Annotated in this window: 23 protein-coding genes and 1 riboswitch; of the genes, 2 read left to right on the forward strand and 21 right to left on the reverse strand. The window is 50.4% G+C overall.

What is annotated here, in order from left to right; all coding sequences use genetic code 11:
* Position 1 precedes the first annotated feature (1 nt).
* The 10 genes from ACTRC3_RS02775 to ACTRC3_RS02820 form a co-directional block, all read right to left on the reverse strand.
* The gene (locus ACTRC3_RS02775) at positions 2–859 is read right to left on the reverse strand and encodes a hypothetical protein (RefSeq protein ID WP_440321395.1); all 858 of its coding nucleotides are present in this window, start codon (positions 857–859) and stop codon (positions 2–4) included.
* 78 nt (positions 860–937) lie between these two features.
* A complete protein-coding gene (locus tag ACTRC3_RS02780) occupies positions 938–1,321 on the reverse strand; it encodes a metal-sensing transcriptional repressor (RefSeq protein WP_440321397.1) in 384 nt (127 codons plus the stop codon).
* Between the two features lie 179 nt (positions 1,322–1,500).
* Complete coding sequence (locus ACTRC3_RS02785) at positions 1,501–2,970, reverse strand: ATP-binding protein (RefSeq protein ID WP_440321399.1); 1,470 nt, start codon at positions 2,968–2,970, stop codon at positions 1,501–1,503.
* Complete coding sequence (locus ACTRC3_RS02790) at positions 2,967–4,205, reverse strand: VWA-like domain-containing protein (protein WP_440321401.1); 1,239 nt, start codon at positions 4,203–4,205, stop codon at positions 2,967–2,969. The genes ACTRC3_RS02785 and ACTRC3_RS02790 overlap by 4 nt, the downstream gene beginning before the upstream one ends.
* 215 nt (positions 4,206–4,420) lie before the next feature.
* Positions 4,421–5,812 carry an asparagine--tRNA ligase gene (gene asnS, locus ACTRC3_RS02795; protein WP_440321402.1) on the reverse strand — a complete coding sequence of 464 codons (1,392 nt, stop codon included), beginning with the start codon at positions 5,810–5,812 and terminating at the stop codon, positions 4,421–4,423.
* 201 nt (positions 5,813–6,013) lie between these two features.
* Complete coding sequence (locus ACTRC3_RS02800; protein WP_349164459.1) at positions 6,014–6,367, reverse strand: hypothetical protein; 354 nt, start codon at positions 6,365–6,367, stop codon at positions 6,014–6,016.
* A 161-nt stretch (positions 6,368–6,528) separates the two neighbouring features.
* The gene (locus ACTRC3_RS02805; RefSeq protein WP_440321404.1) at positions 6,529–6,924 is read right to left on the reverse strand and encodes a hypothetical protein; all 396 of its coding nucleotides are present in this window, start codon (positions 6,922–6,924) and stop codon (positions 6,529–6,531) included.
* A gap of 10 nt (positions 6,925–6,934) precedes the next feature.
* Positions 6,935–8,854: an ABC transporter ATP-binding protein gene (locus ACTRC3_RS02810; RefSeq protein WP_440321406.1), complete on the reverse strand. Its 1,920-nt coding sequence runs from the start codon at positions 8,852–8,854 to the stop codon at positions 6,935–6,937.
* Positions 8,851–10,596 carry an ABC transporter ATP-binding protein gene (locus ACTRC3_RS02815; RefSeq protein WP_440321408.1) on the reverse strand — a complete coding sequence of 582 codons (1,746 nt, stop codon included), beginning with the start codon at positions 10,594–10,596 and terminating at the stop codon, positions 8,851–8,853. Before ACTRC3_RS02815 ends, ACTRC3_RS02810 begins: the two co-directional genes overlap by 4 nt.
* On the reverse strand, positions 10,590–11,087 hold the full coding sequence (locus tag ACTRC3_RS02820) for a MarR family winged helix-turn-helix transcriptional regulator (RefSeq protein ID WP_440321410.1): 498 nt from the start codon (positions 11,085–11,087) through the stop codon (positions 10,590–10,592). Before ACTRC3_RS02820 ends, ACTRC3_RS02815 begins: the two co-directional genes overlap by 7 nt.
* A gap of 178 nt (positions 11,088–11,265) precedes the next feature.
* Here ACTRC3_RS02820 and ACTRC3_RS02825 point away from each other — a divergent pair, with 178 nt between their 5' ends.
* Positions 11,266–11,592, forward strand: coding sequence for a DUF1622 domain-containing protein (locus tag ACTRC3_RS02825; protein ID WP_440321412.1), 327 nt, complete (start codon positions 11,266–11,268; stop codon positions 11,590–11,592).
* Between the two features lie 78 nt (positions 11,593–11,670).
* Here the strand turns inward: ACTRC3_RS02825 and ACTRC3_RS02830 are convergent, their stop codons facing one another.
* The 11 genes from ACTRC3_RS02830 to ACTRC3_RS02880 all read right to left on the reverse strand — a co-directional run bounded on the left by ACTRC3_RS02830 (position 11,671) and on the right by ACTRC3_RS02880 (position 21,569).
* A complete protein-coding gene (locus tag ACTRC3_RS02830; protein ID WP_440321413.1) occupies positions 11,671–12,093 on the reverse strand; it encodes an N-acetyltransferase in 423 nt (140 codons plus the stop codon).
* A gap of 119 nt (positions 12,094–12,212) precedes the next feature.
* Entirely contained in the window at positions 12,213–12,659 is a 447-nt protein-coding gene (locus tag ACTRC3_RS02835) for an EFR1 family ferrodoxin (protein WP_440321415.1), read from the reverse strand.
* 254 nt (positions 12,660–12,913) lie between these two features.
* On the reverse strand, positions 12,914–13,372 hold the full coding sequence (locus ACTRC3_RS02840; protein WP_440321417.1) for a hypothetical protein: 459 nt from the start codon (positions 13,370–13,372) through the stop codon (positions 12,914–12,916).
* 250 nt (positions 13,373–13,622) lie between these two features.
* Positions 13,623–14,261 (reverse strand): TIGR01906 family membrane protein, encoded by a 639-nt coding sequence (locus ACTRC3_RS02845; RefSeq protein WP_440321419.1) that lies wholly within the window; start codon positions 14,259–14,261, stop codon positions 13,623–13,625.
* 118 nt (positions 14,262–14,379) lie between these two features.
* Positions 14,380–14,958 carry a DUF4340 domain-containing protein gene (locus ACTRC3_RS02850; protein WP_440321421.1) on the reverse strand — a complete coding sequence of 193 codons (579 nt, stop codon included), beginning with the start codon at positions 14,956–14,958 and terminating at the stop codon, positions 14,380–14,382.
* Complete coding sequence (locus ACTRC3_RS02855; RefSeq protein WP_440321423.1) at positions 14,959–17,037, reverse strand: Gldg family protein; 2,079 nt, start codon at positions 17,035–17,037, stop codon at positions 14,959–14,961.
* Position 17,038: 1 nt separating this feature from the next.
* Positions 17,039–17,989, reverse strand: a complete 951-nt coding sequence (locus ACTRC3_RS02860; RefSeq protein WP_440321425.1) for an ABC transporter ATP-binding protein — start codon at positions 17,987–17,989, stop codon at positions 17,039–17,041.
* Between the two features lie 355 nt (positions 17,990–18,344).
* Positions 18,345–19,100 carry a 4-hydroxy-tetrahydrodipicolinate reductase gene (dapB, locus tag ACTRC3_RS02865; RefSeq protein WP_349164436.1) on the reverse strand — a complete coding sequence of 252 codons (756 nt, stop codon included), beginning with the start codon at positions 19,098–19,100 and terminating at the stop codon, positions 18,345–18,347.
* A gap of 3 nt (positions 19,101–19,103) precedes the next feature.
* Positions 19,104–19,994, reverse strand: a complete 891-nt coding sequence (gene dapA / locus ACTRC3_RS02870; protein ID WP_178038896.1) for a 4-hydroxy-tetrahydrodipicolinate synthase — start codon at positions 19,992–19,994, stop codon at positions 19,104–19,106.
* A gap of 90 nt (positions 19,995–20,084) precedes the next feature.
* A riboswitch (Lysine riboswitch) is annotated at positions 20,085–20,259 on the reverse strand.
* Between the two features lie 106 nt (positions 20,260–20,365).
* Complete coding sequence (locus tag ACTRC3_RS02875) at positions 20,366–20,851, reverse strand: cob(I)yrinic acid a,c-diamide adenosyltransferase (protein ID WP_178038895.1); 486 nt, start codon at positions 20,849–20,851, stop codon at positions 20,366–20,368.
* A gap of 91 nt (positions 20,852–20,942) precedes the next feature.
* Positions 20,943–21,569 carry a single-stranded DNA-binding protein gene (locus tag ACTRC3_RS02880; protein ID WP_349164434.1) on the reverse strand — a complete coding sequence of 209 codons (627 nt, stop codon included), beginning with the start codon at positions 21,567–21,569 and terminating at the stop codon, positions 20,943–20,945.
* 244 nt (positions 21,570–21,813) lie between these two features.
* Between ACTRC3_RS02880 and ACTRC3_RS02885 the strand changes: the two genes are divergently transcribed.
* On the forward strand, positions 21,814–23,286 hold a 1,473-nt coding region (locus ACTRC3_RS02885), incomplete at its 3' end, for a GTP-binding protein TypA/BipA (RefSeq protein WP_440321428.1).

Consider the following 23,286-nt stretch of genomic DNA (forward strand, 5'->3'; position numbering starts at 1 on the left):
TTTAACCTGCATAGGGCAACGATTCAAACAGCTCATTCTCATCTACGCCGCCAATTGTATATGCGTAATTTCCTTCCCCGTCCAGATCCACCTGGAAGCTGCCCGGAGTGCCGTCCTCCCTTTCAAAATAGAATACTCCGTCCTCCGAATATGCCGTCGGGGTAATGATATCGCCAGGCTTCAGTTCCGTACTGCCGCCTTCGATCCGGCAGCTGATTTCGCCTGTTACGGTTAGCACAGGCCTGTATCCGTCCGGGGTGCCCCGGAATTCATACAGCGTGCTGTCTGTGATGAAGCGGCCATTTTCAATGGTGTAGATCCGGGTGCCGCCGTAGCTGCCAAGCACGTCTATCTTGGAGGTGATTGGGAAGCCATCCTTCGAATCTGCAGGCATTTCGCCAAGGGAACCGTCCCGGGTGTCAGTCTGGGTAATGCCATTCTCATCGATTTTTACCAAATAGGTGATGCCGTAATCGTCCAGGGTATAGGTCTCTGTCATGACGTAGATGCCGTCGGCCTGCACGACTTCATAGATTCCGTTGACGCCGAAGCTTTCATCAAGCTTCAGGGTCTGGTCGCCGTATACGGCGCTGACGGCCAGGAATTCATCGTCGTCCGGGTAGGCCTGTTCTGTGATAATGGTAAATTCTGTTCCGTTTATCCCGGTCGGGATATTGACAGCCAGCGGGGTGACGCTTCCGGATTTTTCGTTCTCGGATATCAGCGGGGTATCGGAATCTGCGGTGTCTTCGGTACCCTGGGATGGTGTTGTTATATCCGTATCTGTGTTTCTGGCATTGCAGTCGGCCAGCAGGGCTGCAGTCAGCAATATGCATAGCAATATCTTTTTTCTCTTCATATCCTTGCGCCTCCTGTTTCTGTTATCTTAGCGCGTTTTTCCGTAGCTTCGTTTAAGTTTTTATGAAGATTTTTTTATTTATTTGATGAAGCGGTCGATGGCTGCGGTCAGCTCTTCTATAGCTTCATGGTCGCCGCTTTCAACGGCGTCTACCATACAGTGTTCGATGTGGTCTTTCAGGATCACTTTGGCCGTGTTGTTGATGGCAGCTTTGACGGCGGAAAGCTGAACCAGTACTTCGCTGCAGTCGCGGCCATCTTCCACCATGCGTTTGATGGACTCCATGTGGCCGATGGCCCGGGACAGGCGGTTCAGGACTGCCTTGGTGTTCTGGTGGGTGTGGGTGTGACCATGACTATGGGGATGGCCGCCCTCATGGCTGTGGCTGTCGTCTGTGTGGGTGTGCTCGTATACCGTACCATCCGGCGCGATGTGTGTATGGGGATGTGTATGCTCACTCATGTCTGTTTTTCTCTTTCGCAACGAGTTTCGCTCCCATTGCGTTCTTTCTTTTATTTTGTCCAGTATATCATACACACCCTGAAATTACAATCCGGGTCAAGGGGATGTCAGATCGCCAGCAGAATACTCCTTACTCTTTTTCTCATCTGCTCTCTTCCCCCTTCTGTCATTTTTCTGTTTTATTCCAGCCGTTTTCGAAGCTCCGCTTCCCGCCGGTCTGCGCCCAGAAGCTGCTCCGCTTGCGTCCGAAGCTCCGGCTCCCTCTTCAGGATTCCCGCACAGACGGAACGCTCCCGGATGCCGGTCAGGAAGATGACCAGCTCCTGCTTTTCTCCGAAGGTCTCTTTTATGAAAGCAGCTCCATTTCTTATGGCCGCGGTCAGCTCGCTCCTCTGCCGTTCTGCCTGCACCCGTTCCTCTTCGCTCTTTCCGGAAAATGCGTCCGCTGCCCCGCCAAGCCGGATCTCCTCCCGGCAGCCGCGGATTACCTCGAATAATCGCTGCTCCCGTTCTCCCTCTTTGGCGTCCAGCAGGCCGTTTTCCTTTCGCACGGCCAGGCTTCTGCGTCGGCTGTCCAGGCGGTCGTCAATGAGCGCTGTCAGCTGTTCCGTAGAAAGCGCCGCCAGATCACGGCTCAGACCGTCTGAAAAGAAGCGTAAGCTTTCCGCCAGCTTCTGCTGCTCCTCGTAAGCCCCGCTCATGGTGTAAATGCGCTGTAACAGGAGCCAGACGATGCAGAGGCGCTCGTCAAAGGGCAGGGACGGCAGGTTCGTCGGCATGTCCGCTGCTCCGGTCAGGATCTGCTCAGGCTTCAGTTCCTTTTTCCATTTTTCATAGAGGCGATAGTAGAAGGTGAATTCCGTCGCTGTGTCCTCGTCCTGAAGATACTGGCCGAAGAGTACGTCTTCCACACCCAAATCCAGTTCTTCCATAGTCAGCAGAATTTCTGACAAATCTTCCCAGGCCCGGCCGGTCACAAAGCCCTTCTCGCCAGGCTCCATCACATAGAAGCGCTCCGGGCGCAGTTCCAGAAAGGACAGTACCGCCGGGTGCAGCCCCCGCGCCACGGCGTAGGTCTTCCAGATGGTGAAATCCGGCTTCACATTCATGCAGCGTACCCGATCCAGGGTCACGGTGTCAAATTCCCGCACAGAACGGTTGTAGGCAGGCGGATTACCGGCCGCCACGATGACCCAGCCCTCGGGCAGCGTATGGCTTCCGAAGGTCTTATACTGGAGGAACTGCAGCATGGCCGGCATCAGCGTCTCTGACACACAGTTGATCTCGTCCAGGAATAAAATGCCGTCCCTGCAGCCGGTTTTTTCCATCTGCTCATAGACCGACGCAATGATTTCACTCATGGTATAGGAGGTCACGGTATACTCTTTCCCAGCGAACTGCTTTTCCGTCAGTACCGGCAGGCCGATGGCGCTCTGACGGGTATGGTGGGTCATGGTGTAAGACACCAGGCCGACGCCGCATTCTCCGGCAATCTGCTCCATGATGGCGGTCTTGCCGATACCCGGCGGGCCAATCAGCAGCACCGGCCGCTGTCTCGGCACCGGGATCCGGAAGGTTCCCGCCGCCGTTCTGGCTGTATAAGCCCGGACTGTCTTTTTGATTTCTTCTTTTGCTTCCTGTATATTCATGCCCTTTTCTCCTCCAATACCAGTCTGTGTACCCAGTCCGGCATATCAATACTGTCAAAATGCCCCTGCAGCATTACGAACCAGACCTGATAGTCCGGCTCCTTCTTCGGATACCAGCCGCAGCCGTCCGTAAAATACAGAATTCCCTGTAAATCCCGCAGCTCTCCCCGCTGCCTCAGCTCCTCAATCCGTTCAAAGGCCGGACGGAAATCTGTCCCGCCCCCGCCCCGGATCTCCAGGTGCTCCAGATATTTTTCGAATTCTTCCCGGCTGTGAATGCAGTCGTCCCGCTGGATCTGATTGTCGCACTGGATCAAGTGCAGGCAGAAGCTTCGGAAAAACAGGCGATCCTGCTCCAGAATCCCCCTGGTCTCCTCCAGGAATACCCGCACCAGTTCTTTTTCACAAGAACCGGAGGTATCGATGACAATGACCAGGTCGGCGATTTTCCGTTCCTCGCTGTATTCCAGCGGTTCTATCAGCGGCATATTTCCATACATTTCCAGTCCGTAAGTGTACCAGGCATACTGAAACTCGTCCAGATTCAGGCGGCTGTCCTCCCGGTAGGAGGACAGGCCTCTTAAAATACTCCGATAATCACCCCGCTGACCGGCTGCCGGAACCAGCTGCCGGGTGCGGTGCCGCTTAGCCGTCCCCGCTTTCCGTTTTCCTCTGGGATTGCCGCTTCGAAGCAACTTCTCCCCCTGCCCCTGCCAGAAGGCCTTTTCCCGCTCGTCAGGCTTCTGTCCCCAGAGGCTGTGGTCGTCTACCGGGGGCTTTTCCGGGATAGCTTTCCCCAAAAGCTCTTCCGTCAGCGCCCAGGCCTTTTCGTCGCAGTCAGACTCCCAGACTTTTCGCTCCTCCCGTTCCACACGCCAGGCCTCGAAGGGGTGCCCCAGGAGGCAGTGGCTGAGCATGTGCAGCAGCTCCCGGCAGAGGAAATCGCTGTCTTTCAGGAAATCTGACCGGATCCGGGACGGGGAGAGATAAAAGAGGCGGCCGTCGGTCCGAAAGCCCGCGCAGACTTTCTTTTCACTTTCCCAACCCTCTGCGTCTGATTTCTGCTCCAATTCCTTCGGATCCAGGTTCTTCTGTACCAGCTGCTTCGTCTCCTCTATCTGAAACTTCACCGCCCCCAACACAGGCGCAAGGCCGTGGAGACGCTGGTAGAGCTTCAGCTTGACCAGATCGAGGATTTCGTATTCGGTTGCGTACTGGCTGGACTGATTTTCCATGGATCCCTCTCTGCTCCTTTTGCTTTTATTCTCAGCTTTTATTCTAACACGATGCTATCGTTTTATAAAGAACCCTTTCCATGAAAAAAGAAAATGAAAAAATATGTCTCTCCCGAAATCTTTGAATATAAAAATATCTGCACCACCCCCAATCAGAGAATGATACAGATATTCTAATTACATTTCCATATAATTTGTAAAATATTAGATTCTAATTACAGCTCGCAGTTATTTACGGTTCTCGGGAACGGAATCACGTCGCGGATATTGCCCATGCCGGTCAGATACATCACGCAGCGCTCGAAGCCCAGGCCAAAGCCGGAATGACGGACAGAACCGTATTTCCGCAGATCCAGGTAGAAACCGTAATCCTCTTCCTTCAGACCCAGCTCCTGCATACGACCGGTCAGCTTCTCCAGGTCATCCTCTCTCTGGCTTCCGCCGATGATCTCACCGATACCCGGTACCAGACAGTCCATAGCGGCTACGGTCTTGCCGTCCTCGTTCAGCTTCATATAGAAGGCCTTGATGTCCTTCGGGTAATCTGTTACGAAAATTGGGCGCTTGAAGATCTGTTCGGTCAGATAACGCTCATGCTCGGTCTGCAGATCGCAGCCCCAGCTTACCTTATAATCAAAGTTGTCGTTGTTCTTCTCCAGAATTTCAATGGCCTCGGTGTAGGTCACATGACCGAACTCGGAGTTCAGCACGCCGTGCAGTCTGTCCAGAAGTCCCTTGTCCACAAACTGGTTGAAGAAATTCATCTCCTCCGGAGCATTCTCCAGCACGTAGCTGATGACATATTTCAGCATAGCCTCGGCTACTTCCATATTGTCTTCCAGATCCGCAAAGGCCATCTCCGGCTCAATCATCCAGAACTCAGCCGCATGGCGTGTGGTATTGGAATTCTCCGCGCGAAAGGTCGGTCCAAAGGTATAGATATCACGGAACGCCATAGCGTAGGTCTCGCCGTTCAGCTGTCCACTTACGGTCAGATTCGTCTCTTTTCCGAAGAAGTCCTGACTGTAATCGATCTGTCCCTCTTCGGTCTTCGGTACATTGTTCAGATCCAGCGTGGTCACCTGGAACATCTCGCCTGCGCCCTCGCAGTCGCTTCCGGTAATCAGCGGCGTATGTACGTATACGAAGCCTCTCTCCTGGAAGAACTGGTGAATCGCGTAGGCAATCAGGGAGCGAACCCGGAATACAGCCTGGAAGGTATTGGTTCTGGCGCGCAGATGGGGAATGGTTCTCAGATACTCGAAGGAGTGGCGCTTCTTCTGCAGCGGATAATCCGGAGCGGAATCGCCCTCTACCACAACCTCTTCTGCCTGAATCTCGAAGGGCTGCTTTGCCTCCGGTGTAGCAACCAGAGTTCCCTTTACGATAACAGCTGCACCTACGTTCAGCTTGGAGATCTCTTTAAAATTCTCCATGTTATCATGGTATACGATCTGCAGTGTCTGGAAGCAGCTTCCGTCTCCCATAACCAGGAAGCCGAAGGCCTTGGAGCCACGGTTACTGCGGAGCCAGCCTGCTACTGTGATTTCCTTATCCAGATAGCTTTCGGTGTTGCGATATAATTCTTTTACAGTAATGCACTTCATTGTTTTATCCCTGCCCTTTTCTTTCTCTTGCTTCCGGCGCTTTTCCCGCGCGCCGATTCAGTCTACAGTATAGCGCATTTTGGACGGGTCTGCAAGACGGGAATCACAAAGAATCTCACCGTCAGACCAGGTTTTCCCATAAAATTGCCCTGCAAATCCATCTCGATCTGCAGGGCATTGCTTTTTGCTTTCTTTTCAGGCTTAACGAGTGGTCTGGTTTGTGGTGCCGTTATTGGTGTTCGTTGTCCCATTCGTCATATCGTCCACCACATTTTCTGTGCCGTCTACCACGTCGTCCACACCGTTCATGATGCCGTCGCCCACGTCTTCCACTGCGTCTCCTGCGCCGTCTACGGCGTCGTCTACGATGTTGCCGTCATTGACGGTTCCATTGTTCACGGTGCCGTCGGTGGTGGCTCCGTTATTGGTAGTTCCGTTGTTTTCGGTGTTCGGCTTGTTGGTTCCGCCGTTGTTGTCGGAATTGCCACAGGCGCTTACGCCCAGGACCAGTACAAGCAGCAACAGTCCTGCTGTGTATTTTCTGAACCTCTTCATAATATAGAATCTCCTTTCTGCCGTCGCTGGACGGTATCCGTTTCTATCCACATTATGAGCGGTTCCTGATTTTTTTATACACAGGGAAATGTTATTTTTCCACTTTGTTCTATTAAAAAAAGCAATGTAATCTTTTTACAGACTGCATTGCTTTTTGGGTTTTAGCTTTTTTTCTGAAATTCCGTCCGGCATTTGGGGCAGGTTACGATGATTTTGCCTTTGCCCCTGGGGACACGGATCTTCTGGCCACAGCTGGGACACTTGTAGATGTGATGGGTTTTGCGGTCGGCCAGGTTTCTTTTCCAGTTATTTACTTTGTATTTTATTTTGTTCTGCCAGGTCAGGAATTTCTGATTTTCCGCGTAACGGCGGTTATAATCCCTGGAAAACATCCGGTAATAGCAGTAAACAAGCAGAGCCATTACCAGATAGGTGATCGCATTGCTGCGGACAAACAGGTTCAGAATAATCAGAACCAGGCCGATGGCAGTCAGAAACCGGGACAACTGGTCGGCGCCGTAGCGGCCTTGCATAAAATGTTGAAATTTTTCTCGCATAGGTTCTCCTTTATGACAGCTCAAAGGCTCCGGTATAGAGCTGATAATATTTGCCCTTCTGGGCAATCAGCTCCTCGTGGCTGCCCCGCTCGATAATCCGGCCCTGATCCAGCACCATGATGACATCAGAATTCTGGACCGTAGACAGACGGTGGGCAATGACAAATACGGTACGGCCCTCCATCAGGCTGTCCATACCCCGCTGTACGATGGCCTCTGTACGGGTATCGATACTGGAGGTCGCCTCATCCAGGATCAGGACGGGCGGGTCGGCAATGGCTGCACGGGCGATGGTCAGAAGCTGACGCTGTCCCTGGGACAGGTTGCCGCCGTCTCCGGTGAGCATGGTATCATAGCCCTGGGGCAGGTGCCTGATAAAGCTGTCTGCGCCTGCCAGCATGGCTGCGCCCTTGACCTCGCTGTCGGTGGCGTCCAGCTTGCCGTACCGGATATTGTCGGCTACGGTGCCGGTAAACAGGTGGCTGTCCTGAAGTACCATACCCAGGGAACGACGCAGATCCTGCTTCTTAATCTTATTGATGTTGATACCGTCGTAACGGATCTTTCCGTCCTGAATATCGTAAAACCGGTTAATCAGGTTGGTAATGGTCGTTTTTCCGGCTCCGGTGGCGCCTACGAAGGCCACCTTCTGTCCGGGCTTCGCGTAGAGCTTAATGTCGTGAAGTACGGTTTTTTCCGGTGTATACCCAAAGTCTACCCCGTCCATGACTACGTCGCCCTTCAGCTCCGTGTATGTGATGGTACCGTCATGATGGGGATGCTTCCAGGCCCAGATACCGGTACGCTCCGGCACCTCCACCAGCTTGTCACCCTCATAGCGGGCATTGACCAGGGTTACATAACCGCCGTCCTGCTCGGAGGGCTCATCCATCAGGTTGAAGATTCGCTCCGCGCCTGCCAGGGCCATAATGATAGAGTTGAACTGCTGGGCAATCTGTGCAATCGGCTGATTGAAGCTTCTTGTCAGCTGCAGGAAGGAGGCAAGACCGCCCAGAGTCAGGCCGCCGATCCCGCCGATGGCCAGCAGAGAGCCTACAATGGTGGTCAGTACATAATTGATATTTCCAATATTTCCCATTACCGGCATCAGCACGTTGGCGTAGATGTTCGCGTTGCTGGCGCTGTCGAAGAGTTTATCGTTCAGCTCCTTGAATTTTGCCTTGGCTTCTTCCTCATGGCAGAAGACCTTTACCACCTTCTGGCCGTCCATCATTTCCTCGATGTAGCCGTTGACTTTACCCAGATCCTGCTGCTGCGCCATAAAGTACCGGCCGGACTGACCGCCGATTTTCTTGATGACATTTGTCATAACGAATACCATGGCAATGATCATCAGGGTCAGAATCGGGCTTAAGTATACCATAGACGCGAAGACGCTGACGATGGTAATGGCGGAGGACAGCAGCTGCGGAATACTCTGGCTGATCATCTGGCGCAGGGTATCTGTATCATTGGTGTAGATACTCATCAGGTCTCCGTGAGTATGGGTGTCAAAATACGGAATCGCCAGGGTCTCCATGTGGTCGAACAGGCCGTCCCTTACTTTTTTCAGGCTGCCCTCGGAAATGTAAATCATCAGGCGGTTGTACAGATAGTTGGAGACTACGCCCACCAGATAAATCACTGCCATGGTGGCCAGCGCCTTCAAAAGCGGCGTGAAATCCGGCGCAGAGCTTCCCACCAGGGGTGTGATATAGTCATCGATCAGGGACTGCAGGAATAAGCTGCCGTATACGTTGGCCAGTACTCCGACTACGATACCGATGATAACCAGTACGCACTGAATCGGATAGCCCTTTACGATGATGGCGAAGATCCGCTTCAGCGTCTTCATGGGGTTTTTCGCCTTGGGGCCTTTTCTCATGCCTCTGGGTCCTCCGGGACCTCCGGGTCTTTTGCTGTTGCTCATTCTGCGTCACCTCCTTCGCTGTCTGTGGGCTTCTGCTGGGATTCATATACTTCCCGGTAAATTGCGTTATTTTTCAATAATTCCGCATGGGTTCCGACGCCGCTAATCGCACCGTCGTCCAGCACGATAATCTTATCCGAATCCTGTACGGAAGAAATACGCTGGGCAATGATGATCTTGGTGGTATCGGGAATCTCCTCCCGGAAGGCCTTCCGGATCATAGCGTCCGTATGGGTATCCACCGCGCTGGTGGAATCGTCCAGAATCAGGATTCTCGGCTTCTTTAACAGGGCTCTGGCGATACAGAGACGCTGCTTCTGTCCGCCGGACACATTGCTGCCGCCCTGCTCAATCCAGGTGTCATACTGCTCCGGGAAGCGCTGGATAAATTCATCGGCGCAGGCCAGCTTACAGACACGGATCAGCTCCTCATCGCTGGCGTCCTTATCGCCCCAGCGCAAGTTTTCCTTGATGGTGCCGGAAAACAGCACGTTCTTCTGAAGCACCATGGACACCTGATTCCGGAGGGAATCCAGGTCATAATCCCGGACGTCGATACCGCCTACCCGGACGCTTCCTCCTGTTACGTCATACAATCTGGGGATCAGCTGTACCAGTGTGGACTTGGCGCTTCCGGTGCCACCCAGGATACCTACAGTCTCGCCGGATTTGATTTCCAGATTAATCTGATCCAGATTCAGGTTCCCCTCGTCGTTCCGGTAGCTGAAGGATACGTTATCAAAGGTAATGGAACCATCGGGAACCTCTGTGACAGCCTGCTCCTTATTGGTCAGGCTGCTCTTTTCATTTAAGACCTCGCAGATACGCTCTGCGGAGGATTTCGCCATGGTCAGCATAACGGCTACCATGGCGATGAACATCAGGCTCATCATGATATTCATCGTATAGGTAAAGAGACTCATCAGCTGGCCGGTGGTCATATTGCCCGCCACGATGGTTCTGGCGCCCAGCCAGGACACCGCGATGATACAGGCGTAAACTGTAAACTGCATGGTGGGCATCATGCTGACCATCAGCTTCTGGGCCCGGACCGCGCAGCGGTATACGGCCTCAGAGGCCTTGCCGAACTTCTGCTTCTCATGCTCCTCACGCACGTATGCCTTGACTACCCGGATACCGGTCAGATTTTCCTGGATATCCGCGTTCAGGGCGTCATATTTGTCAAACATTTCACGGAAATATTTTCCTACGCGGCCCATCAGAAACGCAATGACGATTCCTAAGAATACCAGCGCCACCAGATATACACAGGACAGTCTGGCATTGATGATAAAGGTCATAGTCATGGCCGTAACCAGCATAACCGGCGCACGCATCAGCATACGCATCATCATCTGGAACGCGTTTTGTACGTTGGTTACATCGGTGGTCAGACGCGTAACCAGTCCTGCGGTAGAGAAATGATCGATATTGGAGAAGGAAAATTCCTGGATATGATTGTACATTCCCTCTCTTACATTTTTCGCAAAGCCGGTAGACGCGATGGCCGCCTGCTTCGCGGCAAAAGCTCCGCAGAACAGGGACGCAAAGGATACCAGAAGCATCACCAGTCCCATCGTGATTACGTATTTCATGTTGCCTGTCTCAAGTCCGTTGTCGATGATGGCCGCCATCAGAAGCGGAATGATCATCTCAAAGATAACCTCGAAGACAATAAAAATCGGCGCTGAGATGGCCGTCTTTTTGTACTCGCCTATATAGGCCTTTAATGTCTTCAGCATGTGTGCCCTCCTTGTGTGATTCTTTCTCTATGCTGCTCTAACTGCTCTTCTGTTCCATCATGTTCCGTCATAGTCGCCAGGATCCGATCCAGAAGCTCCAGAAGCTTTGCCTGCTCCTCATCGGTCATACAGGCGTAGATTCGTTCGTCCAGGCTTCTGGCTCCCTCTCCCATATCCTCCATGACCTGATTGCCTTTTTCGGTCACTTCAATGATCCGGTATCTGCCGTCATCCGGATTCCGCCGTCTGGCGATATAGCCTTTTTCCTCCAGCCGGTTCAGGATGCCGGTCACCGTCGGGTTTTTCAGCTGGAACCAGTACTCGATCTCCCGCTGATGAATTTCCTTGTCCGGATTGCATTTCAGGTAGCAGAGTATTTCCATCTGCATGCCGGTCAGGTTGTATTTCAGAAGATTTTTATCCCACAGCTCGCGGAACTTGTTGTTGATAATACGAATCCGCTTGCTGATTGGGCTGGGCCCCCTCCTCATTGGTTGATCCTCCTTCTGCGTTTTTGCAAAATATAAATAGGACGCTATATAGTTTACTATATAGTATCCTATATGTTATTACGATTGTTCTGGATTGTCAACAAAATAAATCTTAAAAATGTGTGAACTTATGTTATACTGTCCTTATCTTACTTTAGAAAATCGGGGGGATTTTACTATGGAATTTTTAGAATTACTGCACCTCATTTTGGAAAATATCGTAGACGGAGCGATTCTGCTCTTTGAATTTATCGGCGTGGGCATTATCATTTTCTCAGGCCTGCGAGGCTTCTGGAGCTACCTGCACCGCTCTCCGGAGACAAAGCTGACCCTGGCCCGGGGGCTGGCCATGGGGCTGGAATTTAAGCTGGGAAGTGAGATCCTGCGAACCGTAGTGGTCCGGGACTGGAAGGAAATCGGAACGGTGGCAGGAATTATTGCGCTCAGGGCTGCGCTGACGTTCTTGATTCACTGGGAGATTAAGGAAGAGGAAAAGGAAGCTTAAAGAATAAGAAATAAAAAGATGCTTCAGAGCCTACACAAATTTCTTTGGAGACTATGAGAAAATCTCTGCAAATTAATTTCAATGATTCCACTCCATTACATATTCTTTTTCGCCAGTGAATTCATCCAGTTGTTCACGCTGAATCGTGAACCCTTCTCTTTGGTAGAAAGACATTGCCCTGACATTTTTCTGATATACGTTTAACTGTAATCTGCCTTTTTTATCCTTGATATAATCCAGCAACGCTTTGCCTATCCCTTGGGACTGCATTTTACCGGAAACAAAAATACCTTCTATATATTCATCTTGTACACCTACAAAGCCATGAATTATGTTATTCTCTTCATACACATAAACTTCTGCCTGTGGCAGCATTTTCTTTACTGCTTCATAATTACCGGTCCAGTATTGTTCAGAAATAAAATTATGTGCTTCCAGATTCGTCTTTAACCATAGGTCAACAACCTTATTTATATCTACATTCTGCAGCTTTCTAATCACAACAATTATTCTCCATCAAATCTGATTCTGGTACAATTATTCATTTCATTTGCCCGATTCTGCTGTACAGACGCCTGCACAGTTCAGAACTAACAACGAATACCTTTACAAAACGGAATTTAAACCTTAACATTCGGGTTCATGTATTGTCCATGTTTCCTGGTGTTTCTGCCATACTGAATGGCAAACTTCGGACAGCGATGCAAACAGCCCAGGCACATCACACATTTGTCCTTGACCCAGACAGGTCGCTTATCTTGCATTTCGATGGCCTGCACGGGACACTTCCTGGCGCACAGACCACATCCGATACAGGTATCCTCTACACAGAAATTCATCGTGCGCCGTACTTTGCTGTTATAAATTGGCTCAGCGATCCATTCGGTGATGAATGCCGGGGTGCGTGGCGACATATAACTGTTCCTATTGCGTTCCTTGACGTTGCGAATAACACCGCTGATTTCAGTCTCGGTGTTTTTGGTATACTTCGCAACTTTTTCCGGAGTGGCAATCATAAGTGGGCGAGATGATTCCGATTGTTTCATCGGAAAATGCGTACTGGTCATTCTGAACACAATCTGTAATAGAAATTATTTCCTGTTTCTCGGACTGTACAAGCCGAGTTGCAACGTATTTACAGTTCCCTGTCGCAGAAAATCTACGCACCTCCATTGCGCTTTTTCCCAGGATATCCGACAATACTTCCTTCCGGAGGCATTTCTGAATGTTGAAATCAGTCGCCTCCTCCAATGACCAGCCATCGCTCATATACCGCCGAATCTCTCCGATAAAATATGCATACTCTGCCAGTCTGTGGCATTTACGCATCAGTTCCCGGTTCCGGCATATCCTTCGTTCTGTTGTAAAACACCACGTACTTTGGAAAGGGAAGTCTTACCTGCCAAATCGTTTCTGAGATCTTAATTCCCTGCTCCTTAATGTATTTATCATACAATTCAGCAAAATAGAAAAATCCCCTGAGTGGCATATTTTCATTCCAGGTACTCTGATGCTCATACAGATTCAGGGTGATCCGAAGCATAAAAGACAGATCATTTTTCATACTCAGATAAATCACATCATCCAGCGTCGTAATCTCCAGCCCATTCGGGTCATCATAATCCGTATCGTTCACCGCGTTATACAAATCCAGTAAATCCTCTTTATCCTGAAAAATGTACCGGAATAATCTGTCCTTATGCTGATGATGTACCTTCTTTTGTGTATTTCTTACTTTTCTCTTTTGTCTGGTTGTGGAAGTATTTCGGTTTCTACTCATGCTATGCTTCTCCTCTCATTATACATGCTAAACCAGACGCCTTCAACCACAGTCTTCGACACTCATAGGCGGACTCCTCCTCTTTTTTACAAATTTTCCCTCTATTCAGTTATACTTTTTCGGAATCTCATTTCGAATAGGCTTGTTACTATGATCAATGCATAGGACGCCCAACCGATTGTCCATACTTTAAAATAAGATGAGCTGATATTCAGATCTGTTTTTCCGGATATCAGCTCTTTTTTTTGTGTTATTTGTTGTTTTTCCTTTTTTCTGCCCGATAAGCCCAGGCACACAGGATACTTTCGAGAATCACCAGCGCCAGAATCATCACAGCGCAATGCAGGAAATACAGGTCCGGCAGGATATTGATAACCGGGTCGGTAGCCGGGTCAAAAAGCCAATAATCATTGTTGAAAGCAATCTCATGGAAAGTAACAAAAGTCCGGTCCCAGTTCAGGGCCACGGCTGCCCCAATAATGGCTGGCAGGGCCACGGTCAGGATAGCGGTCAATTTCAGATAGCCATAGCAATGCTTTCGTCGCATCCACAGGATCCCGGCGGTGCTTGCCAGAGTGCCGCCGATAACCATGTATTTGAAGAGATTGAAGATATTCTTTACTTCTTCAAAATGGATGCGCCCGCCTTCTGACATGGGAAAGGTCGGGAATTCCAGAGGCGCGTTTCCGAAACTCAGGCAGTAATCGATGACTGCATTATAATTCGCTTTAATCTCCGAAATCGTGCAGCCGGTAGTTTCCGGAATATGGAGCGCATGGATGTCCAGATAATACAGCGGCTTGCAGGCCAGGGTCAGAACCACGGCCAGAGATATGATAGTCAGGGTCAGGATTATGGATAGCGTCAGTTTGGTCAGTTTTGATTTCATAGGGCGTTCTCCTCTTGATGCGGTGTTTTTTCAGTATAAAATAATTTGTACCACATTTCCAGTATTTTGTGTGGTAAAAGTGGACAAAGTCCCGGCCCGGCCGTCTATCATCTACCGTCTAGTCAGCGGAATCCGTTGTATCAGGCTCTTCCTCTTCAGCTATCACCTCAAAATCACTTAACTGACACGTAAAAGCCGTAGCCAAATAACTGTCGCAAGTATAGATATGATCGCTTTCAGAAGTCATCACATACACATTTCCATCCGATGCAGTACTCCCAATGGAAACCGTAATTTCGGTACCATCGTCACGGGTGATCCGGATCGTGATGGCCGGATCGGCTAAGCTGTAAACGCTTAAATCCTCCGGCGCTTCGCCCAGATCGCGGACAGCGGACAGCGGATTCAGACGGTTCCACAGATTGGACAGGGCGTCCTGATTGAGTTCCATGGACGGAGCGTCAGGGCTGGTCCAGGTTTCACCGTCATAGTTCAGGCGCAGAGTACCGTAGCTGCTGGTGATTACAGCTTCGCTGATTTCTGCGGGCGAAATACTTAAAGCCTCAATTTCTTCGGCAGCCGTATCGTCTTCCTCACCGTTCCAGTCCGCGCGGCTTACCAAAACATAGAGAAGTCCCAGAGCTGCCAGGGCGGCTATAGCCGCCAGCAGTCTTACCTTTCTCTTTTTCTTTGTCATTTACCGTTTCCTCCTTCCAAACCAGATAATGCCGCCGGTGGCAAGCAGAAGCAACGGAATCAATATAATCGTCAGGATGCCCCAGAAGATGGCGCTTCCGGCCGGTACAGTCAGATATTCCGTACTCATGCTTTTCGGCTCAATGGAGACAATGCTTTCGTGGTCTACCAGCTGGCTCATGACATTCAGAAACAGGGTACTGTTGCCGCCGGATACCATACTGTCTACCTGTTCATCCAGCAGAGTCTCAGAAGAGAACACGATGAGTTTTGCTTCTGTGTCTTCGTCAATGGTCTTGGTGACGACAGCACCTAGGTCAAAGGGCCCCGCAATATCGCCCTCCTCCTGATCGAGATTTTCAGATTCCAGGTTGGTCTTGGAATAAGACTTTGCCGATGTGGTCAGCAGGCTTTCATAAGTCAGATCTTCACTGATATCCGCAGCCTCCGTCATACCCTGAGCAAAGGCCAGTAACACATAACGGGAGCTTACGTCTGAGGTATATGCCGAGGACTGAATATCCGGCAGCAGATAATAGGGATAGTTCGGCAAATGATGCTGACTGTCGCCTTCCAGCACCAGCCCGTCCGCCAAAGTAATTCCATAATCGCCCAGCAGACTGTCCAGATTCGGCGTATCCTTGTCTGTGTATCCAAGCAGCAGCACCATCTGTCCGCCCTGTTCCATATAGGCTTCCAGCTTATTTTTCTCATCCTCGGAAATATCGGAAATGGCCCCGTAGATAATAACAGCTTTTGCATCCTCCGGCACAGCCTCCTCCGTCAGCAGACTTAAGGATTTCAGTTCAATATTTTCCTTCTCAATGGACGAAGTGACCGTAGTACTCAGCTCTGCCTCATCATGGCCGGCCAGCGTATAAATAACCGGCATATCCTCGGCGGTTACATAGGCAATGGCACTGGTGATCTGACCCTCACCGTCGAAGCTGCTTAAAGAGCTGCTGTAAGTGGAATAATCCATACTATACTGATAAATATCATAGTAATCTACAGCCTTGGAACGGTTCTGGCCCACCACCAGCACGCTGTTTTCAGACAGATTTTCGCTGGTATACTGAGAGACAAAATTCGGGTAAAGCACCGGATCCTTCGTCTCTACTTTGATGTGGGAGGACAGTCCCGCATAGCGATCCAGCAATTCCTGTAAGGTGGCATCTTCACTGCCCTGCTGGGCAATCAGGTAGAGGGTGATATCCTCGTCCAGACCCTTCACAATCTCTGCCGTCTGATCTCCGGTAGTGAACAGCTTCTGGTCACTGACATCGTATTTCAGGTACTGGGAGGGTAATTTTCCTGCTGTCAGGTTCACCAGCACGGCGGCCACACAGGCGAAAACCACCATGCTGGCGCGGTAGGTTCCGTGCTTTTTCTGCAGAAGCTGAACCGTCAGAAACAGAGCCAGGACAATGACCGTCATATAGTAAAGAATGCCGGTCAAATCAAACATACCCTGCACGAAATTAATGAACGGCTGATAGATACAAAGGGCGTTAAGAATGGACGCCAGAAGGCCACTGGCTCCGATAACGTTGGCAATACCGGATGCCATGTTCAGGAAGAACAGAACGCCGAAGGTCAGTACCGCCGCAATGACCTGGCTCTCCGTCACTGCTGACAGAAACAGTCCAATGGCCAGACAGGCTGCGCCAAATAGGGTGTAGCCCAGGATTGCTGTATACGCCATGGGCAATGAGACACTGCCAAATCGCAATAAGATCAACGGATACAGACACAGGATCGCCATGGGAATCAGAAAAACAGTCACCATAGCCAGATATTTGCCCAGTACAATTTTCCAGAGAGAAACCGGCGCGGTCATCAGGAGCTGGTCGGTCTTCTGGCGCTTTTCCTCGGCCATACTGCGCATAGTCAGCACCGGTACAATAATCAACAGCACAAAATAAACAGAGGACAGGATAGCTCCGAATACCGGATAGCCGCCCACCAGGCAGTTGGCCACGTAGTACAGGCTGGTAACCGCCAGCAGTACAGCCATGAAGATATAGCCTGTCATGGAGGTCAGATACGCCCGCAGTTCTTTTTTGCAAATCGCACACATATTACTTTTCCTCCTTTTCGTCTGATTTTGTTTCTTTCACAGAAAATTCTTTCTCTTCTGTTTTGCGTAGCTTTTTTCTCAGAGAAAATCTCTCTGTTTTTTCCTGTTCCTCTGTTGTCTTTGGATTTCCATTATTTTCCTCATTCGTCAATTCCAGGAATACATCCTCCAACGTTGCTGTCGTGGTCTTCACTTCCAGCCCCTTGACTTGCTTCAGAAGTTCTATGGCCTGTTCACAGGCTTCTTTGCTTCCACGCACCTGCAGTTCCATCGCGTCTGTGTGTTTCATGTAACTGCCCAGATTTTCCGGCGTATCGCTGGCCACCAGCTTTCCATTGGAAATAATCAGGACATGGTCGCAGATGCTGCTGATCTCCGAGAGAATGTGGGAGCTCAAAATAACCGTATGCTTCTTCCCAAGCCCGCGGATCAGCTCACGGATTTCAATGATCTGCTTTGGATCCAGACCCACCATGGGCTCATCCAGAATCAGTACCTCCGGATCCCCAAGTAGCGCCTGAGCCAGTCCCACTCTCTGCTTATATCCTTTGGACAAATGACGAATCAACCGATTTTCCATATCTTTGATGCGTGTTTCATCCATAACCCTCTCTATCTCCGTGCTGCGTTCGTTTTTCGGCACCTGTTTCAGTTCTGCTGCGAAACGCAGATATTCCAGGACAGTCATGTCCGGATAGAGAGGCGGAATCTCCGGCAGATATCCGATGCATTTTCGGGCCTCCATAGGCTCTTCCGCTACGTCGTACCCGTTTATAAGAATCTGCCCTTCCGTGGGAGCCAGATAGCCGGTCATCATATTCATAGTAGTAGATTTTCCGGCTCCGTTGGGACCCAGGAATCCGTAGATCTGACCTTTTTGTACATGAAAATTCAGGTGATCGACCGCAGTGTTTTTGCTGTAGCGTTTCACGAGATCTTTTACTTCAATCAAGATTGTTTCCTCCTTCTCCGTAATCGTCCGGCCCTTTTCTCTCTTCTGCAATAAAAAAGAGGAGTATCCTCGGGCAGACGTATCTGTCTAAGGATATTCCTCTTTTGTGTTTTTTCTGAATGGATTCTGTGATTTTTAAGTGAAACTTTTGTGAACACGAGCAAATGGACGAAAGTCCGGAGCGCCGTGCATCTTCAAAAACCAGGGTCGGGACTTTGTAGTTATCATTGTGTACAGCGTTTTAGCGGACAGTGTGTGACACCTGCGGACCTTGCGTCCGTGGGTGGCATACACTGTCAGATAAACGATGAACACAGATAACTACAAAGCCCCGACCCGTCCGTCTTTCTATACACTAACCGATAACATCACTCATATCATACCGTCCTGCCGGTTTCCCCGCCAGGAATTTCGCCGCCTGAATCGCCCCTTTGCCGAAAACAGCGCGGGAGTAAGCGCGGTGCTCAAATGTGATGACTTCGTCAGTTCCCGCGAAGATCACGTCATGATCACCCACGATGGTGCCGCCACGAACAGCAGAGATACCGATTTCGCTGCTTTCGCGCTTCTTACGCTCCTGGCTTCTGTCATATACATAGTGATATGCTCCGTCAGATGCCTCATTGATGGCGTCTGCCAGTGCCAGTGCGGTGCCGCTGGGTGCGTCCAGCTTCTGGTTGTGGTGCTTCTCTACAATCTCGATATCAAAACCTGCTGCCGCCAGAGTCGGAGCTGCTTCCTTCAGAAGCTTCATAAGCAGGTTGATACCCAGAGACATGTTGGCGGATTTCAGAACAGCCGTTTCTTTGGCTGCCTCTTCGACTTTCGCAAGCTGTTCCTCGGAAAGTCCGGTGGTGCAGAGAACAACCGGGGTTTTGGTCCGTACACAGTAGTCCAACAGTCCGTCCGCTGCCTTTGCGTTTGAGAAGTCGATAACTACGTCTGCCGGCACATCACACTCGTCAATGCTTGCGAATACCGGGTATTCATTTGCGATACCGGTATATCCGTCTACGCCTGCTGCTACCTCTGCCTCCGGATCCTCTTTCAGGAGTCCGGTCAGCATCTGTCCCATGCGGCCATTACAGCCGTGAAGTATAATTTTTGTCATTTGTTATTTTACCTCGATTCCAAAATCAATCATTGCCTGCTTTAACTGTGCCTGGTGCTCCGGCTCCATCTCGGTCAGCGGCATACGAAGGGGGCCAACCTGGAATCCCAGCTGGTTCAGGGCTGCCTTTACCGGGATCGGATTCACCTCGCAGAACAGCTTATCGATAACCGGAATGGCCGCAAGCTGGATAGCAAGGCTGCCTGCCAGGTCGCCCTCCAGATACTTCATGACCATGTCGTGGGTCTGGCGGGGCGCTACATTGGAAAGTACAGAGATGACGCCATTTCCACCAAGGGAAAGGATCGGAACCACCTGATCGTCATTTCCGGAGTAGAGCTCGATGCATCCGTCTGCCAGCTGCATCAGCTTCGCTACCTGGGAAATATTTCCGCTTGCTTCCTTGATGCCAACGATATTCTTGACATTCTTTGCAAGAGCTACTGCGGTCTCCGGCTGGATGTTACATCCGGTACGGGACGGTACGTTGTACATGATAACCGGAAGGCTTACGGACTCTGCCACTGCGGTATAGTGAGCAATCAGACCTTTCTGGGTCGCCTTATTATAATACGGAGTTACCACAAGCAGAGCGTCCGCGCCGTACTTTTCCGCTTCCTGCGACAGATAGATTGCGGTTTCGGTGCAGTTAGAGCCGGTGCCTGCGATGACCGGCACGCGCTTAGCGACATGCTCTACGGTAAAGCGGATAGCCTCCAGATGCTCCTCATGGCTCAGTGTGGATGACTCGCCGGTGGTTCCACAGATGACGATGGCATCTGTGCCATTTTCAATCTGGTAGTCCAGAAGCTCTGCAAGCTTCGGATAGTTAATCTCTCCATTGTCAAAAAACGGTGTTACAATTGCTACTGCTGCTCCCTTAAAAATAGCCATTTTCATTTCCTCCTGCTAGATGAAATAAGGTTTAAAAATGAGGCGTACCTGTGAAGGCCCGCCCCAAAAGAATCGCATGTTCTGTTCTATTCCCCGGATAGCGCCCCATCAAAAACTGATGACAGTCATATCGTTCTTCACGGTATGCCCAAGAAACTACTCACAGGAAACAATCTCTTTCGGCGTCGCCCCCTTTCCCTCTTCTTCGTCTATGCCTGCCATATCCGAAAAGGTACTGATGGAAAACGCAACCTCTATCTTTCTTCCTATTAAATTATATGAATTATGTTCAGATTAGCACAGTGTGTATCGCTTGTCAACGCTTTCCGGACATCTCGCAACATTTGTCCGTATAACGGATACATCTGTCTTTACTTTAATGTATCAATGCAAAATACATCGTCTACACACGGATACAGCTCCTCATACATCCGGATACCGGTCAGCATCAGCTCTGTATCGCCATCTCCGGCTTCAATTAGGGCCTTCAGCTCTTCAATTGTCAGGATTCCCCTGTCGATCAGCCCCAGCACCTCATCCAGGATCAATATGTCACAGCCGTCCGTCGTCAGCACTTTCCTGGCGAAATTCAGGCCGTTGCGGATATTCATGGCCTCTTCCTGCTGCTCCTCCGGCGACAGCGCCTCAAAATTCACATCGGATTTTTCAAAACAGAATACCTTAATCTCAGGCTCCAGACGCTTGATGAAATCAATACGTTCGCCAACCTTTCCCTTCAGGAACTGTATAATAATGACGGATTTTCCTGCGCTGGCCCCGAAGATTCCCTGTCCAAGCGCCGCTGAAGTCTTACCCTTCCCGTTGCCACAAAAGACAGTTACATGTGCTTTCCCCATTTTTTATACGCTACTCCCTTCTAAAGCAATTCCGTATACTACTCCATAATCAGGCTTATCATACAACAAAACAGGAGGAAATGCAAGCGTATCAGTATTCGTATTCCAGCTTGCTCACGGATACCTCGTAGGCAATCCGCCGCTCAGACTCGGTCTCGCTGAGCTTTTTCACGTATTCGCGGCTCTGGATGCGGCCCCAAATCTGGGCGTGGCCTCCCACCTCGAAGCCGGATGCAAAGCGGGCGTTTCTGCCCCAGCAGATGCATGGGATGTAATCTGATTTCCCATAGGGGCGGTTGACTGCGATGAGCAGATCGGCAATCTCACGGCCCAGCGGCGTCTTCCGGTACACCGGCGGCTTGCAGATATAGCCGTCCAGGAAAATCTGGTTTGTCTTGGCATTTTCCACCTCTTCGTCAAGAAATTCCACCTCTCTGGCAAAGACCGAAAGCACCAGCCGGTTCTTTTTCTCTTCGTGCCGGTTATAGGAACGGAACTGTCCGCCGATACGGATATATTCCCCCACGTAATCCCTGGATATGTCAATCAGCCGCTCGGATATCATCACCGGAATCAGATCCGCCGAATCGGACAGGCGGCGAACCAGAATATCCACCATATAAAAGCCCTCCCCGAATACCTCATGGCTGAACGTAAATCCCGATACAATTTCTCCGCTTACCGACACCTGGTTGTTTTCAATTACCTTATCTGACATAGTTTGTGTTCTCCCTTCTTCTCCCTTTGGAAATGACGTTTTCGCGCAGATTTCCGCCGGACTCCTGTATTATTCATAAATATATATGCCCAGATATTTCCATTTAGAACCATTTCTGTAAATTTTTTCTAAGTTGTTTTCGAAAAAGTACGCGCAAGCCTAAGATTTCCCTTGTAATTGGCCGAAAATGTGATAAACTGTAAAGGTTGACGAAGTATTTTTATTTGCATTGAGGAATTGTTTTATGAAAAGAGAAGATATCAGAAATATTGCGATTATTGCCCATGTAGACCATGGTAAGACCACACTGGTAGACGAGCTTCTGAAGCAGAGCGGCGTATTCCGTGCCAACCAGGAGGTGGCGGAGCGTGTCATGGACTCCGGCGATATTGAGCGTGAGCGAGGCATCACCATTCTGTCCAAGAACACGGCAGTTACTTATAAGGATGTAAAAATCAATATCATCGACACCCCGGGCCATGCGGATTTCGGCGGCGAGGTGGAGCGAGTTCTGAAAATGGTAAACGGCGTTGTTCTGGTGGTTGACGCGTTTGAAGGCGCTATGCCCCAGACCAAGTTCGTGCTCCGTAAGGCCCTGGAGCTGGATCTTCCGGTTATCGTCTGTGTCAATAAGATTGACCGACCCGAGGCCCGTCCGACTGAGGTGGTAGACGAGGTTCTGGAGCTGTTCATGGATCTGGACGCTTCCGACGAGCAGCTGGACTGCCCGTTCATTTTCGCTTCTGCGAAAGCAGGCTATGCAATGCGCAGCCTGGACGATGAGCCGAAGGATATGACTCCGCTCTTCGAGACTATCATCGACTACATCCCCGCTCCGGAGGGAGATCCGGAAGCCGGAACCCAGGTACTGATCAGCACCATCGACTACAACGAGTATGTGGGCCGTATCGGTATTGGTAAGGTGGATAACGGAACTATCCGCATCAACCAGGATATGGTCATGGTGAACCACCACGATCCGGACAAGTTCAAGAAGGTAAAAATCAGCAAGCTCTATGAGTTTGACGGTTTGAATAAGGTAGATGTGAATGAAGCCACTATCGGTTCCATCGTAGCTATCTCCGGTATTGCGGACATCCATATCGGCGATACCCTGTGCTCTCCGGAAAACCCGGTAGCCATTCCGTTCCAGAAGATTTCCGAACCGACCATTTCCATGGACTTCCTGGTAAATGACAGCCCCCTGGCCGGTAAAGAGGGTAAATATGTCACCTCCCGTCACCTGCGTGACCGTCTGTTCCGCGAGCTGAACACGGATGTCAGCCTGCGTGTGGAGGAGACTGATTCCACTGAGCGTTTCAAGGTATCCGGACGCGGCGAGCTGCATCTGTCCGTCCTTATCGAGAATATGCGCCGCGAAGGTTATGAGTTCGCAGTCAGCAAGGCAGAAGTTCTGTATCACTACGATGAGCACGGCAAGAAGCTGGAGCCCATGGAACGCGCTTACATCGACGTGGATGACGAGTATGCGGGAAATGTTATCCAGAAGCTGGGCGAGCGGAAAGGCGAGCTTATCAATATGCACAGCAATGGCTCCGGTTCCACCCGTCTGGAGTTCCTGATTCCGGCCAGAGGCCTCATCGGATACAGAGGCGAGTTCATGACCGACACCAAGGGAACCGGCGTGCTGAACACTATTTTTGAGAACTATGGCCCGTACAAGGGAGATATTCAGTACCGGAAGCAGGGATCCATG

This window comes from Laedolimicola sp. (genome assembly GCF_051972735.1).
Taxonomy (GTDB): Bacteria; Bacillota; Clostridia; order Lachnospirales; family Lachnospiraceae; genus Laedolimicola; species Laedolimicola intestinihominis.

Coding starts and splice junctions, on each gene's coding strand:
- ACTRC3_RS02785 (WP_440321399.1), bottom strand. CDS start 2,970: ATGAATATACAGGAAGCAAAAGAAGAAATCAAAAAGACAGTCCGGGCT.
- ACTRC3_RS02775 (WP_440321395.1), bottom strand. CDS start 859: ATGAAGAGAAAAAAGATATTGCTATGCATATTGCTGACTGCAGCCCTG.
- ACTRC3_RS02815 (WP_440321408.1), bottom strand. CDS start 10,596: ATGCTGAAGACATTAAAGGCCTATATAGGCGAGTACAAAAAGACGGCC.
- ACTRC3_RS02820 (WP_440321410.1), bottom strand. CDS start 11,087: ATGAGGAGGGGGCCCAGCCCAATCAGCAAGCGGATTCGTATTATCAAC.
- ACTRC3_RS02805 (WP_440321404.1), bottom strand. CDS start 6,924: ATGCGAGAAAAATTTCAACATTTTATGCAAGGCCGCTACGGCGCCGAC.
- asnS (WP_440321402.1), bottom strand. CDS start 5,812: ATGAAGTGCATTACTGTAAAAGAATTATATCGCAACACCGAAAGCTAT.
- ACTRC3_RS02845 (WP_440321419.1), bottom strand. CDS start 14,261: ATGAAATCAAAACTGACCAAACTGACGCTATCCATAATCCTGACCCTG.
- ACTRC3_RS02790 (WP_440321401.1), bottom strand. CDS start 4,205: ATGGAAAATCAGTCCAGCCAGTACGCAACCGAATACGAAATCCTCGAT.
- dapA (WP_178038896.1), bottom strand. CDS start 19,994: ATGGCTATTTTTAAGGGAGCAGCAGTAGCAATTGTAACACCGTTTTTT.
- dapB (WP_349164436.1), bottom strand. CDS start 19,100: ATGACAAAAATTATACTTCACGGCTGTAATGGCCGCATGGGACAGATG.
- ACTRC3_RS02880 (WP_349164434.1), bottom strand. CDS start 21,569: ATGTCAGATAAGGTAATTGAAAACAACCAGGTGTCGGTAAGCGGAGAA.
- ACTRC3_RS02780 (WP_440321397.1), bottom strand. CDS start 1,321: ATGAGTGAGCATACACATCCCCATACACACATCGCGCCGGATGGTACG.
- ACTRC3_RS02835 (WP_440321415.1), bottom strand. CDS start 12,659: ATGACCAGTACGCATTTTCCGATGAAACAATCGGAATCATCTCGCCCA.
- ACTRC3_RS02855 (WP_440321423.1), bottom strand. CDS start 17,037: ATGTGTGCGATTTGCAAAAAAGAACTGCGGGCGTATCTGACCTCCATG.
- ACTRC3_RS02875 (WP_178038895.1), bottom strand. CDS start 20,851: ATGGGGAAAGCACATGTAACTGTCTTTTGTGGCAACGGGAAGGGTAAG.
- ACTRC3_RS02840 (WP_440321417.1), bottom strand. CDS start 13,372: ATGAGTAGAAACCGAAATACTTCCACAACCAGACAAAAGAGAAAAGTA.
- ACTRC3_RS02825 (WP_440321412.1), top strand. CDS start 11,266: ATGGAATTTTTAGAATTACTGCACCTCATTTTGGAAAATATCGTAGAC.
- ACTRC3_RS02810 (WP_440321406.1), bottom strand. CDS start 8,854: ATGAGCAACAGCAAAAGACCCGGAGGTCCCGGAGGACCCAGAGGCATG.
- ACTRC3_RS02800 (WP_349164459.1), bottom strand. CDS start 6,367: ATGAAGAGGTTCAGAAAATACACAGCAGGACTGTTGCTGCTTGTACTG.
- ACTRC3_RS02850 (WP_440321421.1), bottom strand. CDS start 14,958: ATGACAAAGAAAAAGAGAAAGGTAAGACTGCTGGCGGCTATAGCCGCC.